Raw genomic sequence first — 16,731 nt, 5'->3', positions numbered from 1 at the left:
GACCATTGGTGTCAACTTAACGCAAAAACTATGTCCCGCAAGGAACTGAAGTTCCAAGAATCATAGCGAAAGTCATCTTCAGATGACTAGATATCCCCAAAAATATTCAGTCTACTTCAGTAGACTTTAGCTATGAGCCAGAGAATTCATTCTCTGGCGGGTTATGAAGCCCGCAGCAAAGCTATTTCTAGCTTAGAGGATGTTTGAAAAGTCCTTTTGTCGGTATTAAATAGTTTTAGATCCCCCCTAACCCCCCTTAAAAAAGGGGAGGAACCAGAATCAAAGTCCCCCTTTTTAAGGGGGATTTAGGGGGATCTAAAAGTGCCTAAAGTCACAGCGAAACACTTTTCAAACAACCTCTTAAGTTGACACCAATGGGTTTCGACCTACCTTGCGATACAAGGATTATTTCGCGCCACTTGCGGGCAAGGTTTTTACCTTTTCCTTTTTTTGATAAAACAGTTATTGAAATTCACCTAGAAATAAAATTTTTAACCTTATTAAGATCCTTGTAAAAGATCATTTATTGAACTTATACTCTGTTTAATTTGTTCTGTCAGAGAAGTTCTTAAGAAGTCAAGGCTTCCGGCTGAAAAATTGAGTAATCCTAAAGCATATAATAGGCTCGAAGTCCCAATCAATAGAGCCAATAATCTACCAAAACAACCAGGATTAATTTCAATAAACCCTAATTTAGATTGCCCGATTACAGCAATCGTTATAAAAATAATTCCTGTTATTAAAAATGTGCTATTTGGAGTTAAATCTGTCATGTTCCTATTAATATGAATCAGTATTTTTATTGTAGCTATTATTAGTTCAAATTTCTGCCCTGACTATATGAAAAAACATAAAATTTTTACTCCTCAATAACCATGCATAAGGATGCTCTGGGCATTCTAATATCAGTATTGGATCTCATCGTGTGCTATAATTTATAAAAATATACTTTTATTTTCAAATTCTATTGAGCGAAAAATAGTGTTGATTGTCTCAATGGTGTATAAATACTTTTATTTTGCTCAAGTACCGAAGGACTAACCCAGATTAGGCAAGAAGGGAACTTACTTATGTACCTCTGGTAGAAATCAGATATTGTTAAGTTGCAACTGATTTAAACCTCTCGTTTGCTTTTTACTATTTTGCTGAAACTATTCATTGGTAAAACTTTCAGCATCAAAAAGCCAAAATGTTATCACTCTTGTACTAGACTTTGATTTAGTTTATATACTAAACTACACTAAGACGATAGGAATAGTGGGTTTTTATGGAAAGCGTCCAAAACGTTAGTCAAGAGTTGAATGTAACAGGAGACACAGCGCCAGAGCAATTACAACAATCTACTCCAAAAGAGTTCAAAAAAGACATTTTCAGAAAACTCAGAGGTGGATTTTTTCTGGTACTGGGATATTTGTTGTCACCACTATGTTGGTGGAATGACTTACTATTTAATCTGCCAATAGCTTATGGTTTTGGGTATGCATGTAGTTTACTTTCCCCAAAATTACTTCTACCTTGTTCAATTATAGGGTACTGGCTCTCTAATATTGTGGGAATTCTCTTGATGCAATTCGGTTCTAAGGACATTTTTCAAAAGGAACCTCAAGAGCATAATCTCAAAAAAGAATTATTCACTGGTCTAATTTCCTCAACAGTTTATACCCTGTTGATTATGCTCTTAATCCAGTTGAAGATTCTCGATTTTCCCATTTTATTCTCTAACAGTTGATTTAGTTGATCACCTTTTTGTAAAGGAATCGATTATGGGGTGTACACATCTGTAAACCCCTACTATGTATATCTAGTAGATATTTCGTAAAAAGCAATATCAACTTTAATCAAATTTTAAAAATTCACTTAAATTCAACAACTTGGGAGCCTCCTTGCTTACAATTAATGGCAACTTACCATTCCATTTTTGTATTGCTTGCCTTTGTAATATTTCTGGAGTTAAACCATCACGTAATAATCTGTGGGTTTCAGCTTCTCCTTTGGCTAAATTAACTTTTGCTTCAGCCTCTTTTGTTGCTTTCAGGGCGATAAACTCTGCTTGTTTTGCTTCTTGTTCAGCAATCTGCTTCGCCTCTACCGCCTCACCAAATTGTTCTGAAAAATGGACATGAACTAGAGAAATATCATCGACTGCAACGTGATAGCTACCTAGTCGTGTAGACAATGCATCATCTACTCCACTTTTGACTTCTCCTCGTTTAGTAATAATTTCTTCAGCAGTATACTTTGCCATGACTGCTTTTATAACTTCTTCAACTGCTGGGTTAATAATCCGAATAACTACATCTTGTTCATCTCCTATTTCTTGAAAAATGGCATTTATTTCTTGGGGAATAATATGCCAATTGAGAGCTACATCGGTGAAAACATTTTGTAAGTCTTTGGAAGAAGCTTCAGTCGAAATTTCCTGTTTTTGGACTCGAATACTCAACTTTTTTACAGTATTGACTACAGGAATAATCAAGTGAAGTCCTTCTCCTAATATCTGGTTTTGGACTTCGCCAAATTTCATCAATACACCACGTTCACCTGCATTTACAATCACACAAGGCGTGAGGAAAAGAGTTATCAGGAACAAAAGAGCAGTCAGTTTGCCAGCACTATTAAAAGTTGTATTTTTTTTCATCTGTGTGAAACATGTATGCGTCTTGTCTTGAGACACATATTTAGGAGTTGTAAGCTTCTTCCTGTCATGCTCTTATAACTTTGGCTCGAAGTCAATTTTCATATCACTCTAGCTAAGTAACAAAACATTATAGGAATCCGCTTTGATTTCTGAACTCATTTGCGTAGGCAGGCAATAGGCAATAGGCAATAGGCAATAGGCAATAGGCAACAGGCAACAGTCAAGAAGGCTTCTTAGTTGTACTGAGTTTTTTCAGAAATCAAATATGAGTCCTATATTACTAATAAGTAAGTCCCTGACTGAGCAGTTAATGTATTGAATATACAGGTATATAGTTAAGCCTCCAATGTGTACTTTACTACTCCAACTTGGAGCTAATGAAGATTAGGCTAGCTTTATATTTACCTAAATTACTGTAATAATATCGAAAAATCGTAGTATTGAAAAGGCAAGTTTGCCTTTAACCCATGTATTACATTTAGCTCGTCTTTTTGTTTACCAAACTCATTAGCTGTTTATCCAACCCAATGAGGTAATCTCTACCATAAGCTCCATTCTCTAAGCCTGTGACAAGATTATGGGGAATGTCTTGTATAATTTCTTCGCTACAAGAACCAGCAGCTAGGGCGATCGCCGCTACTGTATCTACATCCCCGGTAAAAGCGATACAATCTTGTAAAAGTTCGCTCATGCTGTCATTTCGCATCACCGCAGTAATCGCAGCCCTGACACTAATCCAGCCTTTGGACTTTACCTTACCTTCCCAAGGTTTAGACCACTCTCCAGATACATAACCTTTGAGAAATAGTCCTAATTTGCGTTTTGCTCCCAGTCGATAGATAAAATAATGTGACATTAGGGCAGCCGCAACGGCAGCATTGATTCCATCAGGTGTATTATGGGTAATTGCTGCTTGAATTGTTGCCGCTTCAATGACTTTTTCTGGTGTGGGATAGATGCCAATGGGTGCTGCACGCATTGCCCCTCCGCTTTTGTCACTATCAGGGTTAATTTTGCTTAAAAACTCTTCCCCATCTTGAATTTCTCCCAGAAAATGGTAGAAGCTTCGAGAATAACCTTCCCTCTCATCGCGCTTGAAGGCTCTAACAAAACTATCGGCTAAAACTTCTGGCGTCCACGGTGCTTGAGCAACAATTACTTCGGCAATGGCAATGCTCATCTGAGTATCGTCAGTATAGCTGCCAGGAATGAGTCGAAAACGCGGATGCTCGACGTATCGACTCAAATCGTTGTTAACGATCATCTCATCAGCATATTCAAAGCCTGCACCGTAGGCATCTGCGATCGCTAACTCTAGCAGCATAAGGGTATTAAATTAAAAACGGACGCGCCAGAAAAAAGCTAGAAACTGATTTAGCATCTACCGGTTCTCCCTCCAGAATCGCTTTCTCCAATTCTTCGGGAGTCAAAAATACAGTTTCGATATCCTCGTCTCCATCTTGTGGTGGTGGTGTCTCCAGCTTTTCCAAATCTCGCGCCAGAAAAGCATAGATAATTTCATCAGAATAGCCGGGAGCTAAGAAAAATTCGCCTAGTTTATCCCATTTTTTGGCACTATAACCAGTTTCTTCTTCAATTTCACGCTGTATTGTCTCTAAAGGTTCTTCATTTGCTTCCACAGTTCCCGCCGGAAATTCTAATATTCGTCCCTGAATTGCAAAACGATACTGGCGCACCAGCACAAGTTTACCCTCTGGTGTCACCGGTACAGCTAAAGCACCACCAGGGTGACGAATACATTCCCATTCTCCTTCCGATTTATTAGGTAAACGCAAGCGATTAACTTCAAAATCAAACTTGCGTCCTTTATAAAACAGGCGTTGTTTTAGTAGTTGTGGTAATTCTCTACCTAATGGCATAATAAAATCTGATTATCTGTGAATACAGAGGCGAAATCAGCGTTCTTCTGCGTTTAAGGATGGTGATTTTAATTGCCCATCCATAAATGTACATCTGAACAGTCTACCTCTTTCAGCAGTTCTTTAATAACACACCTAGAAACTGGTTCTACCCAATCTGGGGCAATTTCTGCCAGTGGTACTAACACAAAGGCCCGATCCCGCATTCGGGGATGGGGAATCTGGAGATTTGGTGTATCTACAATAAAGTCATCAAATAATAACAAATCTAAATCCAGGGTTCTTGGCCCCCAGCGTTCCTGTCGCACCCGCCCAAATTGTTGTTCAATTCCTAACAAAATTTCTAATAACTGCTGAGGTAGCATTTCTACCTGCAATGTGACGCAGCCATTTAGGTAATCTGGCTGTGGTGGCCCGATAGCTTTAGTTTGATACCAATTGGATTTGGCTTCTAAGAGAATACCTGGGGTTTGGGCTAAAATCTCTATAGCTGCTTCTAAAATCGTCTGCGAATCGCCGATATTACTACCAAGGGCAAGAGCGCTTCGTCTGGGTTTGGTGTAGGCGTTGCTCACCGTTGGCATCCTACTCTCCTTAATTGAGCCGTTTTCTGGCTGTTTTTGCGGATACTTTGCTGCGCTTGTTCCAGAAAATACCAATAGCTTTTGTATTCAGAATAGTTATCAAAATTGCAGCATTTTTACAAAACTAAACTAACCAAATCTAAAAAACATTATTTTATGGTGAATTTAGTTAATTATTTATAGGATATTATACTAACACAATGGTGGTGCGCTAACCCCAAAGTTGATTGATGGTGGTTATATAGTTACTACTTTGAGCGAGGAACTGACGTGGGGAAGCTTACCTCCTGGTTCAAGCGAAGACCAAAAAATTTGAGTGACTCTGGACAAGGAGGAACAAATGAGAGCTTACCACCAGCACATCTGGCGCAGACGAGGCAGTTACTGAGCAAAATGAAAATTTTACCATCTAGGATGAAGGCCAATCAGGCAACTGGCGGGAAACCACTCTATCGTCGCTTATGGTTTTGGGCAGGCTTGGGTATAGGTGGTGGGATATTTGCCTTGATCTACGGCATTAATTCAATAGACCAGACTTTGCCAAATCAGGCCGAGTTGAATGCTGTACTTAGAGAGCAAACACTCACTATCAAAGCTGCCGATGGCACCATATTACAACAACAAGGTGAAGCGACCAGAGAACAACTAAAGCTAGAACAAATACCAGATAATTTAAAAAAAGCTTTCATCGCCTCAGAAGATAAAAGATTTAGAGAACATAACGGAGTTGATCTGCAAGGGATTGTCAGAGCAGGTTTGAATAATTTGCGATCGCAAGGTGTGGTTGAAGGTGGTAGCACCATCACCCAACAGCTAACGCGGATTCTCTTTTTGAAACAAGAGCAGACAATCTGGCGCAAACTCAAAGAAGTCCGCCTTGCCCAAAAAATGGAGCAAGAGTTAACCAAAGATCAGATTCTAGAGCGTTACCTGAATCTGGTTTATTTGGGGGCTGGAGCTTACGGTGTGGCAGATGCATCTTGGGTATACTTTAGTAAGTCGCCAGACCAGCTTTCTTTAGCGGAAATGGCAACGATTGCTGGATTAGCTCCTGCTCCTAGCTTATACGCACCAGATAAAAATCCAGAAGCGGCAAAACGGCGACGCGACTTGGTATTGTTACGGATGCAAGAAGATGGAGTTATTACACCAGAACAAAGGCAAGCAGCTGTTCAGGAGTCATTAACCCTCAAAAGCAGTTTACCGAAGCGAGTGCAAGTAGAATCACCCTACTTTACCAGCTACATCCAAAAAGAATTGCCGAAGTATGTTTCTTCTGATGTGCTAACAAGTGGGGGTCTAGTAGTAGAAACTACCCTGAACCCGACTTGGCAAAAAGTGGCAGAAGAGGCGGTTGCCAAAACGCTACGAAATCAAGGACGCTGGGAGAACTTTAAGCAAGCAGCAATGGTGGCCATTGACCCCCGTAACGGTGAAATTAAGGCAATGGTTGGGGGAAAAGACTTTGGCAAAAACCAGTTTAATCGGGTTACTCAGGCGCAACGGCAGCCAGGATCGACATTTAAAGGGTTTGTCTATGCCACTGCGATCGCTAGCGGTAAAAGCCCCTACGATGCCTACCAGGATGCACCCTTTGTCGTAGATGGTTATGAACCAAAAAACTATAGCGAAAGGTTTCGAGGTTCCATGAATATCCGAGACGCTCTCACCAGTTCTATTAATGTGATTGCGGTGAAAGTGTTGATTGATATGGGATTTACGCCAACGATTAAACTTGCCCATGATATGGGGATAAAATCTGAACTTAAGCCCACCTACTCCTTAGCTCTTGGCTCAAATGAAGTCAATTTGCTAGAGTTGACCAGTGCTTATGGCAGTTTTGCTACTCTTGGCTTGCATACAGAACCTCATGGCATTACCCGCATCCTCAACCGCCAAGGTAAGGTGATTTGGTCAGCTAATTTCAAGCCTAAACGGGCCATTGATGCTGACAGTGCTGCCATCATGACTTGGATGCTACGCAACGTCGTAGAAGCGGGAACTGGTGCTGCTGCTCAATTAGGTAATAGACAGGTTGCTGGCAAAACCGGCACCTCCGACGAAGCCCGCGATTTATGGTTCATTGGCTACATTCCCCAGATGGTGACAGGGGTTTGGCTAGGTAACGATGACAACCGCCCCACTTATGGCAGTAGTGGTAGTGCCGCTTACACCTGGCGCGAATTTATGAAACAAGCGGTAGAGGAGATGCCAGTAGAAAAGTTTCCCAAACGACCCAAGTTAGATGGTCGCAAAGGTACTATCAAAGCCCAGTCTATTAAGCCCAAACAAATCCTAAATCGTTCTATCTCCTCTAATGATGATTCGGGAGAAAGTGCAGACAGCAGCAGATCATCTAGGAGACGTAGAAGCAGGAGGAGCTATTCTCAAGAAGATCAGCAAACAAGTAACTATACCCCAAGACGGAGAAGGCGCGATGCCTACGGCGGGCTACGCCTACGCAGCCAAGAATCAAGTTCTAATAACTCTTCCTCAGAATCATCCACTCCACGGCGGCGCTCTAGAAGAGTAGAATCTGATTCTCCCCCGCCTAGAAGAACTCGGCGATCTCCTTCTCCCGCAAATAGTTCTGGTTCTTCAGGTTCTTCATCATCACAGCCATCCTGGCGGGATAGACTCAGACCTTCTAATGAATGATGGGGAATGGGGAATGGGGAATGGTGAATGGGGAATGGGGTACAAAACTTGGAGCAGAGGAGAAAGAGATAATTTTTATTCTTCCCCCCTGCTCCCCTGCTCCTCTGCTCCCCACTCTCTCTCCCTCATCCCTTTTCTCTGCAATATGAAGTTGCTCAAACTAAACTACAGGGGGATGTTAGGTGATACGCTCATTTTATAGTGTGTTAAGTACTGTTACCTAACCTTGGAGAATATACTCATGCATGTATTTATGCAAACGGCAGCACCAGCCATAGATGCTGCCCCTCACTTTCCCTTGGCTTTTACCTTGGTGTATGTTGTTGGTTTTATTGCCGCTGTAACCATTGGTTCAATAGCTTGGTACAACTCAAAGCGCCCCGCAGGTTGGGAAAGCAAAGAGCGTCCTGATTTTGTGCCTAAAATTGATAAAGAAGAAACTCCGGGTGTGGGTAAACCGAAGTCATAATTTAGTCATTAGTCATTAGTCATTAGTCATTAATTATTAGACTATGGACTTTTGACTATATATTTAGTTTTGCACTTCAACCCAACGACGGTAAAGCTTTTGAATTTGTTTAAGAAGCAGAGTGTGAGCCGGTTGAGTTGACTCATTCGGCTTCGCTATATCTTGCAGTTCCGTTAGGAGTCTGGCTTCTTCTACGGCGACTTCACCATCGCTATAAATTAAGCCACTGATAGCTTCAATCAGGTCTTCGCAATCTTCCAGGCTGGGGCGATCGCCTAAATACTCTCGCACCCATTCATAGCACTCTTTTGGCTGTACAGGAACTAATTCGTACAGCCAAGGCTTAATTTCTGGGTCGTTAGCCAAACCTTTTGCTTGAGCTATTTCGCGGAGATATTGCCGTTCTTCTGGCTGGATTCTGCCATCAATCCAGGCTGCTCCAATCAGGATTTTAACTAAGTTTTTTACATTGGAAGGGGAAACCATTGCTGCCTCCTCTGGTAGATTCAGGCCTCCACCAAATAGTACAATCCCAAACAGTATTCACTCGGAATTATTGGTTTTTCTTAAGCGCACCATAAAAAAGCCATCCATGTCCTGGCGATGGGGCCAGACTTTAAACCAACCTTGAGGCGTGCTATGGGCAGAATCAGGTAACTCAACGCCTTTTGCAGACTCAATTTGCCAATCAGGTGACTCAGCTAAAAATGTGGAAATTACTTCTTCATTTTCTGCTGGATGCAATGTACAGGTGGCATAAACTAGTACACCACCGGGTTTGACAAAAGTAGATGTATGTGTTAGCAATTCTTTTTGCAGCACCGAAAGTTCTCGGACTGATTCTGGTGTCTGTCGCCAACGCGCATCAGCATGACGGTGCATAGTTCCCAAACCAGAACATGGGGCATCCAGTAATACGCGGTCTGCGGTGTTTTGAAATTGCTTGAAGTGGCGACTGTCGCCAGTGTAAATTTGAATAGATTGTAAATTCAGGCGTTGAGAATTTTCTTGGAGTTTGCGAAGACGAGAAGAAGTGCGATCGCAAGCCCAAATTTTTCCCTTATCTGCCATTAATTCCGCAATATGGGTTGTTTTACCGCCTGGTGCGGCACAAACATCAATTACCACCTCACCTGGTTGCGGGTCGAGTAAATGACTTACCAATTGGGCACTACTATCTTGTACAGTCCACCAACCTTCTCTAAAACCAGGTAGTTTTTGAATTGACCCTGCACTACCAATCAATCGTAAAGCTTGGGGTAAATGAGGAATCCGTCTCACCAAAACACCAGCAGATTGCAAAGCCGCCTCCACTTCCTCAATGGAAGTACAAAGCGGGTTGATACGCAAATCTATTGTTGGTGATTGATTCATCCATTCACACAGTTGTTCTGTCTGGGAAAAATCCAATTGTTCTAACCAAACTTGAATCATCCAGTCAGGAAAGCTGTGTAAAATACCCAAGCGTTCCACTGGGTTTTCTGGAAGTTGTAACGGATCAAAATTGGGGATTGGGGATTGGGGAGTGGGGAGTGGGGAGTGGGCGAGTAACAATGAGTTTTTCTCCTCTGCCCCTCTGCTCTCTTGCACCCCTGCTTTTCTCAAATACTGGCGTAATAGACCGTTAACAAAACCAGTTAGTCCAGAAAAACCGTTTTCTTTAGCGAGTTGGACGGTAGTATTAACAGCAGCCGAGGCGGGAATACGCTGTTGATAGCGCAGCTGGTAAAAACCCAGATGTAAGATGGTGCGGAGGTCTGGCGGTTGTTGATGAGATTTCTTTGTGGCGAGTTGATCAATGAGAGTATCAAGAGTGCGCTGCCTTCTGACACTCCCATAGACCAATTCTGTCAATAAGCGGCGATCATTATCAGGCAAATTAACTTTTTGCAGCACTCTATCTAGGGCAACATCAGTATAAGCCCCCTTGTGAACATCTCGCAGAGCGATAAAAGCTAGTTGACGGGGGTTTGTCATGGAAATATGATTCAGGAGTCAGAAGGCTTTTGTATTCTAACTCCTAACTCTTGTACAGACGCGATTAATCGCGTCTCTCCTAACTTCACCTATCAAGACATATATGGGTCTACACTAGCAATTTCAAACTCACACGCTCTAGAAACCTGTTCTGCTGGTAATTTCCCAAAGCTGATTAATGGTAAATAAGTAGGGTTTGCCATCAGTTCTTTTGCTAATAAGAACCCAGTAATTGTCCAAGTTTGATATTTCCGAGCTTGTTTGCCAATCAGTCGCCCTTTCTTCCCATCGTAATATTCTGGCCATTCATCTGTACTGAGGCGTCCTTGGGCAATTTCAATCGCCTTTTGTGCAAGACTTGTTCTATTAGTTTTCACAGCCGCCGCTGCCAACATCCACATTAAAACTGGCCAACTACCAGCATTATGATACGACCAGGGGATATTTTTGGGGTCACATCCAGTTACAATTCTGTATTCTTCATGTTCCAAAGCTGGGAAACAGATTTTCATTGGCATATCTCCCACCAAATCATCCCATCGTTCCTCAATGAGAGTCATAATCGCTTGTGACTGTTCTTCGGTGGCTAAGTCGGAAATAATTGCCATTAAGTTTCCGAGTGAAAAGAAGCGAGTATCTAGCTGCGACGGGCCAACATTACCTGCTAGATAACCACCTTTTTTCGGCAGCCATTTATCTAATTCATAATAGGGAACAGAATCTACATATATATTGAACAGATTAACAGCAGCCTTACCATATTCTTCACTTTTGAAGCGATAAATTGCATTCAGGCGATTAATATCTATCCAATAATGCTGGCGGATATGAGCGCATAAAAGAGGTAACCGGTTATCAATGGCTTCAACAATATCAGAATTACCTTTACAAATTAGCAGTTCACGAGATGCACGCAATGCCGTGTAAAAAAGAACTTGTAGTTCTAAAGGATGACCATAAATGCCCATACGACGGTCAATCATACAAGCACCATCTGGAACCAACAGCGTTGGGTACATATCAAAACGATTCGCCAAGCAGATTTCCATGATTAACCTGATACCATTTTGGAATTCAGGTTGATCGGCTAGAGAAAAGTCATCTGTGGCGACTACGTAAGCACGCAATAAAATAATCCACCATAGGCAAGAATCTACGGGAGTAACTCTAGCGATCGCATGTTCACCAAAGTCTGCTTCTAAATATTCTTGTCCATTTTCTGATACAACTTTAAAGCTAGCTGGGATTAATCCTCGTCCTGGCTTATAGGCATCTAATGCCTTTTCTTTAGGCTGTAACTTTAAGGTTTCTTCTAAGAAGTTACGAACAATATCTGTTCTACCTTTGATCAGAAAAATTAAAGCTGAAGAAACAAAATCCCGGATGAAGCACTGATCGTAATTGAGCGCCTCTACAGAGGCATCGTAAGCGGCTACTGTCCCAACGGGGCGTCCCTGATAGTAGAGAATTGATTTTTCTAGTGTTAGCCAAGCTTCTTCGACTTCTTTGAAATTTTCAGTAGTTTCCAATTCGTTTAGGTGCATCGCCAGAATAACTCCATTGGGATTGTGAATTTGTGGTAGATGCGTCTTCATTTATTATTTTGCTATTCTCAGCATAACAAAAACGATTCTTTGAATAGCAAATATAATTTGGCAAAAAATAATCAACTAACAATGAATAAACTTGCTGAAATTTTTGCAATTTTATTGTTAGTTAATTGCCTGTAATTTATTACTGTTTTGGTGAATTATAGTTGTTGCTCTCCACCTCAAGTAGTAACATGATTCCTAACAACAGTCACACAAGATATATTTTTAGATTATCTATTGTTCCGTTATCTGCCCGAAATCTTTGCTTTACCAAACAAAAACATATCTTTAGTGCTGTTTAGGGTTTGTGTGAAGTTAAAACTGGTTGCAGTATATTTACCTGAGCAAGATTAGTTTTTGACACGAAGAGGTCAGATTATTCCCCTATAACCTAATAATCTATAACGTTTTGTCAAAATATGCAATATGAATGCTCAAAAAATTTAATATGTCAATACTTCTCAAGAGTTAAATATATTACCCTACTGATAGATGACATGGGGTATTTATGGGAGTAGACTCAAAAAAATCCAGCCAACAGAGCGATCGCCAATGCTAAGAAAGCGATCGATAATCCGAGTTAGATTCTGTTGCGGAATACCAGTACCAGTATTTTGAATCTAAATCACAGCATAATGGTCACTACGGTCTAAGCAATCAGTCACCTTTCCTGTTTGTGGTGTGTATTGAATTGCATTGATAATTAAGTTAACAGAGAAGCGATGCTCATTACTGTTCTCCCAAAGCAGCCTTGAAAACCTGTTCAGCAGTCAGATTTAGCTCTCTGAAATTTGGCTATTGAATTTGGTCATTACCACGAAACTGAGTTTTCGAGACGCGATAAATCGCCGTCTCTACAAGTGTTTTGGTCTTATCTGAACTGTATTGATCTATAAACTGATATTGTTGGTTGTTTATTTGACTGTATATATTTTTATGCTGACTTGTCTTCTGCTGCCAATTGATGAATTTGTTGTGTATACCAAATAATCTCAAGCATTCCTTGTTGATCTAGATCATTAGTCTGTGCTATTTGGGGTTGTAGCGTAATACCGCTAGTTCGATTTGTCAGAAGTTCAATCGGCAAGTTTGGTGCAATTGCAAGCGGTCGTGCTAAACCGATAACATCTACGCTTCCTTCTTCAATTGCTTGAGTCATAGCATCGGCTGAACGAAAACCACCAGTTAACATAATTGGTAGAGAAATTGAGGAGCGAACTTTCCGGACATATTCTAAAAAATAAGCTTCGCGTTGGCGTGTACTTTCTTTTTGAGCAATATCTGTCTGTCCCATCATCGCCAGCTTTTCATAAGTTCCACCGGAGATTTCTATCAAGTCAACACCAACTTGTTCTAAAACTTGGACAACATTAATAGATTCTTCTTCAGTAAAACCACCTCGTTGAAAATCAGCGGAGTTGAGTTTGACACTAATCGGAAAATCTTGACCAAGAGAATTACGTATTCCTTGATATACTTCTAAAAGGAAACGCATTCGCTTTTCAGGTGTTCCTCCCCAGTCATCATTACGTTGATTAGAAAGCGGCGATAAAAATTGGTTAATTAGATATCCATGAGCAGCATGGATTTGTACACCAGTAAAACCAGCTTTTTTTGCAATTTTTGCTGTATAAATGTGACGTTCAATTAGATGTTTAATTTCCGCTTCAGTTAATGCTCTGGGTTGAGCGAATTCTTTTTCAGAAAGTTGTAGTGGAATTGATGATGGTGCTACAGGCTGTGGTGATAAATAAATTGGTGATTGCCGTCCTGGATGATTAATCTGCATCCATATATGACCACCTTGTGCAATGCTTGCAACTGCCCATTCTTGGAGAAGTGGCAGATCCCGTTCATCTTCAATTACAACATCGCGTGGTAAAACCAAAGCTGTCCGAGCAATCATCACATTACCGGTAATCATCAAACCGGCTCCTCCTAATGCCCATCGCTTATACAAGCGGATAATTTCTTTTGTGGGGCTGTTTTGATCGTCAGCTAACTGTTCGTTCATGGCAGCTTTAGCTATCCGATTTGGCAATTCTGCTCCACAGGCTAGTTTTAAAGGTCGGTTAAGGATGGTAATATTGTTATTCATATTTTGACTAGTATAGGAATCCACTTTGATTTCTGAACTAATTTGCGTAGGCAGGCAATAGGGAATAGGCAATAGGCAATAGGCAATAGGCAATAGGCAAGAAGGCTTTTTAGTTGTACTGAGTTTTTTCAAAAATCAAATATGAGTCCTATATCAATAAACTGTTAACATAAACGACTGCAATTGAGGGCGCTTGTTTAATCGCGTGCGATCGCAATTCTCGCACCACCCACCACTATATCGGCTAGTCGTAACGAAGGATGTAAGGCAACTTATTTATCAAAATTAATATATTTGTGAGCATTTAAATGCTCCTGGAATTCTTTATAAGCTCGATTAATTGCTTGCATCGAAGTTTTTGCGAGCGCAGAACTATTAAGATCAGGATGATACAATCTTGCTAATCGGCGGTATGCAAGTTTAACAACATTGAGGCGATCGCTCTGATTTACGCCCAAGATTTCCCACCATTCCCCAAATAATCCAGAGTCAAGAGTAAATTCATTCCAAATCTTGATGCTTCCACTATTACCGCCACTTACCAGCGTTTTCCCATCAGGACTGAAAGCAACAGATAAAACTGCTTCTGCTTGTCCAGAGAAGGTGTAAAGCCATTTTCTGGTTTTCAAGTTCCACAAATTAACTTGTCTGTCATCACTGCCACTGATTAAAGTATTACCATCAGGACTGATTGCGATCGCATTCACTGCCGCTAAGTGTCCCTTGAGTGTGCGTATACATCTCCAAGTTTCAGGTAGCTGGGTTGTCGGAGATATTTTTTCCGGTTCAATATTGGGAGTAGAAGGTTTAGGTGTAGCAAATTCTGATTTTTTCTTGAATTTAGCCTTAAGCGCTTGTAACTCATTCTCGACTTCCAAACCAGCAAATTTTTGGTTGAGATCCTCACCAGATAAAAATGCTTCTAATTCCATCACTGCTTCGGAATAGTAGCCCATCTGCAAAACTTTCTCTTCCATCCGCTCAAAAAGCTGTGCTGGAGTTTCGCTAATTCCCGATTCGTCTAACAGTTTGGCAATACCATAGGCGGCGAGTCCGACTACTGCACCAATTCCTGCCATCGGTACTGCACCAATCCCAAATGCCAGCCCTACTTTAGGTGCGACTAAACCCATACCACCGACGACGCTATAAACACCAGCACCGCCAACTGCACCAATTCCCATTGTAGCGATCGCAGCAGCATCTCCTTCTGCTACGGCTTTAAAAGCGCCATAAGCAGCTGCACCAGCCACAGCGCCAGCACCGACTACAGGAGTTGCACCAATGCCGACTGCGCCAAATCCGCCTGCTAGTCCCATCCCGCCTACCGTTGCGGAAACACCAACACCTGTTATGGTTCCACCTGCAATGAATGCTGCGCCTGTTTTAGAGTTTTGTGTCACTGCCTAATGTTTTCTTGAAATTTTCTAGAGTTATCAGATTTTGTTTGAGTACAGCTACTATTGCTTCCTGCTGTTGAAGCTGAGTTTGAAGAATAAGTACAATTTTATTTTGTATTTTTTTATTCACTACAGCTTGAAGGGTTAAATCATCATCATTGTTTCTCAAAGCTGTCTCAGCTTTTTCGTTCCAGTATTTAGCTTCTTTCTGCGCGTGTTCAAAATCTTTCTGAATAGTTTCTTGATTAGCAACAGCGCTGTTGACAGTTTTTTTTGTCTCATGGATAGCCTCTGCTAAAAGCACTTTGCTATCTTTTTTAGCTTTAGTTTGCTCTTGGGGGTTAGGTGGTAGAATTAATGCTTCTTTAAGTGCCTGTAATTCATCATCAACGGATAAATCAACATCAGCCCATAAATCAACATCTTCATGTTCAAACTTGATGAATGTCGGTAAAATCTCACTGGTGTTAGGCTTACTGCGTAATACTTCATTCTGTGCTTCTGAAACCTTTTTCTCCCAAGATTTCAAACTACTTTTAATTGCGTCTACTTGTGGTTTTTGCTCTTCTACCAGGGTTTTGAGTCTACTAGCAATAGCTTGGTATCGTTCCTTTTGGAATTTTGCTTGACGAATTAAATCCTGATTACTTCCTTTCAAAGCAAGTTGATATTCTTGTTCCCATTTATCAGCTTCGGCTTGAGCTTTCGCATAGTCTCGTTGAGCAATTTCTTGGGCTACTCTGGATTGGCTTGCTCCTTCGCGTAACTTCCGTAGTGCATCCTGTGATAATTGATCTTGGTCGTAAAGTCCCATAAATTTATCTGAGTAGCCTTATTACCCAGAGCATAGACTAATTAATACTTTTACGTCTTCGTAAAAATTACTTAAGCCTTGACTTTTGCTTTTAATGCTATCTTAGAGAAGTTTCAGTATACTATTTCATTAATTCCTGGCAAAATAAATTAGGCAAAACTCTGCCTTACTCCGCGTTTACTTTACTACCTGGAGCATTTAAAAACATTTCTATTTTACGCACTACCAAATAATCGCAACTAATCCTGATGCAGTTATATTGGAATCACAAGTTAATAATTGCACTTCATCACCTTTTGCTACTAAAACTAGCGCAGTTGCAGCAATTTGTCTATCGTGCATTTCATTAATAGCAGATAAGCTTATGGTTATTTCAATTACATCTTTGTCAAGTGGATAAATTACCACACGCGGATCAGCTTCAACTGCTGAAAGTAAATTCTTGGCAGAAGGAATAGATGTTTTTCCTCTCTCAACAATCCAAACAGCTTCGGCTAATGTTGTAGCTGGTATAACTAGCTGGGAATCAGGGTTAGAAAGAATAGCATTGGCATTTGCACCTAATCGCGAATTTCCTTCGAGAAACCAAATGAGAGCATGAGTATCAATCACATACTTCAT

At 41.0% G+C, this 16,731-nt stretch carries 15 protein-coding genes; 3 read left to right on the top strand and 12 right to left on the bottom strand.

Annotation, left to right across the window (positions count from 1 at the left end; genetic code table 11):
* Positions 1–500: 500 nt before the first annotated feature.
* Positions 501–773 (bottom strand): hypothetical protein, encoded by a 273-nt coding sequence (locus A4S05_RS36820; RefSeq protein ID WP_069074693.1) that lies wholly within the window; start codon positions 771–773, stop codon positions 501–503.
* Positions 774–1,267: 494 nt separating this feature from the next.
* On the opposite strand from A4S05_RS36820, the gene A4S05_RS36815 reads away from it, so the two are divergent.
* Positions 1,268–1,729 (top strand): DUF7980 family protein, encoded by a 462-nt coding sequence (locus A4S05_RS36815; RefSeq protein WP_069074692.1) that lies wholly within the window; start codon positions 1,268–1,270, stop codon positions 1,727–1,729.
* Between the two features lie 105 nt (positions 1,730–1,834).
* Here the strand turns inward: A4S05_RS36815 and A4S05_RS36810 are convergent, their stop codons facing one another.
* From A4S05_RS36810 to folK, 4 genes are all read right to left on the bottom strand, one after another.
* On the bottom strand, positions 1,835–2,638 hold the full coding sequence (locus A4S05_RS36810; protein WP_069074691.1) for a prohibitin family protein: 804 nt from the start codon (positions 2,636–2,638) through the stop codon (positions 1,835–1,837).
* Between the two features lie 478 nt (positions 2,639–3,116).
* Positions 3,117–3,962 carry an ADP-ribosylglycohydrolase family protein gene (locus tag A4S05_RS36805; RefSeq protein WP_069074690.1) on the bottom strand — a complete coding sequence of 282 codons (846 nt, stop codon included), beginning with the start codon at positions 3,960–3,962 and terminating at the stop codon, positions 3,117–3,119.
* A gap of 7 nt (positions 3,963–3,969) precedes the next feature.
* Complete coding sequence (locus A4S05_RS36800; protein WP_069074689.1) at positions 3,970–4,518, bottom strand: NUDIX hydrolase; 549 nt, start codon at positions 4,516–4,518, stop codon at positions 3,970–3,972.
* 68 nt (positions 4,519–4,586) lie between these two features.
* Positions 4,587–5,102 (bottom strand): 2-amino-4-hydroxy-6-hydroxymethyldihydropteridine diphosphokinase, encoded by a 516-nt coding sequence (folK, locus tag A4S05_RS36795; RefSeq protein ID WP_069074688.1) that lies wholly within the window; start codon positions 5,100–5,102, stop codon positions 4,587–4,589.
* 270 nt (positions 5,103–5,372) lie between these two features.
* Here folK and A4S05_RS36790 point away from each other — a divergent pair, with 270 nt between their 5' ends.
* Both A4S05_RS36790 and psb35 read left to right on the top strand, forming a co-directional pair.
* Positions 5,373–7,760 carry a transglycosylase domain-containing protein gene (locus A4S05_RS36790; protein ID WP_084227400.1) on the top strand — a complete coding sequence of 796 codons (2,388 nt, stop codon included), beginning with the start codon at positions 5,373–5,375 and terminating at the stop codon, positions 7,758–7,760.
* Positions 7,761–8,001: 241 nt separating this feature from the next.
* Complete coding sequence (gene psb35 / locus A4S05_RS36785; RefSeq protein ID WP_069074686.1) at positions 8,002–8,229, top strand: photosystem II assembly protein Psb35; 228 nt, start codon at positions 8,002–8,004, stop codon at positions 8,227–8,229.
* 63 nt (positions 8,230–8,292) lie between these two features.
* Here the strand turns inward: psb35 and A4S05_RS36780 are convergent, their stop codons facing one another.
* From A4S05_RS36780 to A4S05_RS36750, 7 genes are all read right to left on the bottom strand, one after another.
* A complete protein-coding gene (locus tag A4S05_RS36780; RefSeq protein WP_069074685.1) occupies positions 8,293–8,715 on the bottom strand; it encodes a tellurite resistance TerB family protein in 423 nt (140 codons plus the stop codon).
* A 57-nt stretch (positions 8,716–8,772) separates the two neighbouring features.
* Positions 8,773–10,206 (bottom strand): 16S rRNA (cytosine(967)-C(5))-methyltransferase, encoded by a 1,434-nt coding sequence (locus A4S05_RS36775; protein ID WP_069074684.1) that lies wholly within the window; start codon positions 10,204–10,206, stop codon positions 8,773–8,775.
* 92 nt (positions 10,207–10,298) lie between these two features.
* Positions 10,299–11,750, bottom strand: a complete 1,452-nt coding sequence (locus A4S05_RS36770) for a glycoside hydrolase 100 family protein (RefSeq protein ID WP_069074695.1) — start codon at positions 11,748–11,750, stop codon at positions 10,299–10,301.
* Between the two features lie 982 nt (positions 11,751–12,732).
* On the bottom strand, positions 12,733–13,896 hold the full coding sequence (locus A4S05_RS36765; protein ID WP_069074683.1) for an NADH:flavin oxidoreductase/NADH oxidase family protein: 1,164 nt from the start codon (positions 13,894–13,896) through the stop codon (positions 12,733–12,735).
* A 272-nt stretch (positions 13,897–14,168) separates the two neighbouring features.
* A complete protein-coding gene (locus A4S05_RS36760; protein ID WP_069074682.1) occupies positions 14,169–15,299 on the bottom strand; it encodes a DnaJ domain-containing protein in 1,131 nt (376 codons plus the stop codon).
* Complete coding sequence (locus A4S05_RS36755) at positions 15,283–16,110, bottom strand: PspA/IM30 family protein (protein ID WP_069074681.1); 828 nt, start codon at positions 16,108–16,110, stop codon at positions 15,283–15,285. The genes A4S05_RS36760 and A4S05_RS36755 overlap by 17 nt, the downstream gene beginning before the upstream one ends.
* A 222-nt stretch (positions 16,111–16,332) precedes the next feature.
* Positions 16,333–16,731 (bottom strand): type II toxin-antitoxin system VapC family toxin, encoded by a 399-nt coding sequence (locus tag A4S05_RS36750; RefSeq protein WP_069074680.1) that lies wholly within the window; start codon positions 16,729–16,731, stop codon positions 16,333–16,335.

Origin of the sequence: Nostoc sp. KVJ20, assembly GCF_001712795.1 — a bacterium.
Lineage (GTDB): Bacteria > Cyanobacteriota > Cyanobacteriia > Cyanobacteriales > Nostocaceae > Nostoc.
The sequence above is the reverse complement of the archived record's forward strand: the minus strand, read 5'-3'. Positions and strand labels throughout refer to the sequence as shown.

Coding starts and splice junctions, on each gene's coding strand:
- A4S05_RS36820 (WP_069074693.1), bottom strand. CDS start 773: ATGACAGATTTAACTCCAAATAGCACATTTTTAATAACAGGAATTATT.
- A4S05_RS36805 (WP_069074690.1), bottom strand. CDS start 3,962: ATGCTGCTAGAGTTAGCGATCGCAGATGCCTACGGTGCAGGCTTTGAA.
- folK (WP_069074688.1), bottom strand. CDS start 5,102: ATGCCAACGGTGAGCAACGCCTACACCAAACCCAGACGAAGCGCTCTT.
- A4S05_RS36800 (WP_069074689.1), bottom strand. CDS start 4,518: ATGCCATTAGGTAGAGAATTACCACAACTACTAAAACAACGCCTGTTT.
- A4S05_RS36770 (WP_069074695.1), bottom strand. CDS start 11,750: ATGCACCTAAACGAATTGGAAACTACTGAAAATTTCAAAGAAGTCGAA.
- A4S05_RS36810 (WP_069074691.1), bottom strand. CDS start 2,638: ATGAAAAAAAATACAACTTTTAATAGTGCTGGCAAACTGACTGCTCTT.
- A4S05_RS36755 (WP_069074681.1), bottom strand. CDS start 16,110: ATGGGACTTTACGACCAAGATCAATTATCACAGGATGCACTACGGAAG.
- A4S05_RS36750 (WP_069074680.1), bottom strand. CDS start 16,731: ATGAAGTATGTGATTGATACTCATGCTCTCATTTGGTTTCTCGAAGGA.
- A4S05_RS36815 (WP_069074692.1), top strand. CDS start 1,268: ATGGAAAGCGTCCAAAACGTTAGTCAAGAGTTGAATGTAACAGGAGAC.
- psb35 (WP_069074686.1), top strand. CDS start 8,002: ATGCATGTATTTATGCAAACGGCAGCACCAGCCATAGATGCTGCCCCT.
- A4S05_RS36780 (WP_069074685.1), bottom strand. CDS start 8,715: ATGGTTTCCCCTTCCAATGTAAAAAACTTAGTTAAAATCCTGATTGGA.
- A4S05_RS36765 (WP_069074683.1), bottom strand. CDS start 13,896: ATGAATAACAATATTACCATCCTTAACCGACCTTTAAAACTAGCCTGT.
- A4S05_RS36775 (WP_069074684.1), bottom strand. CDS start 10,206: ATGACAAACCCCCGTCAACTAGCTTTTATCGCTCTGCGAGATGTTCAC.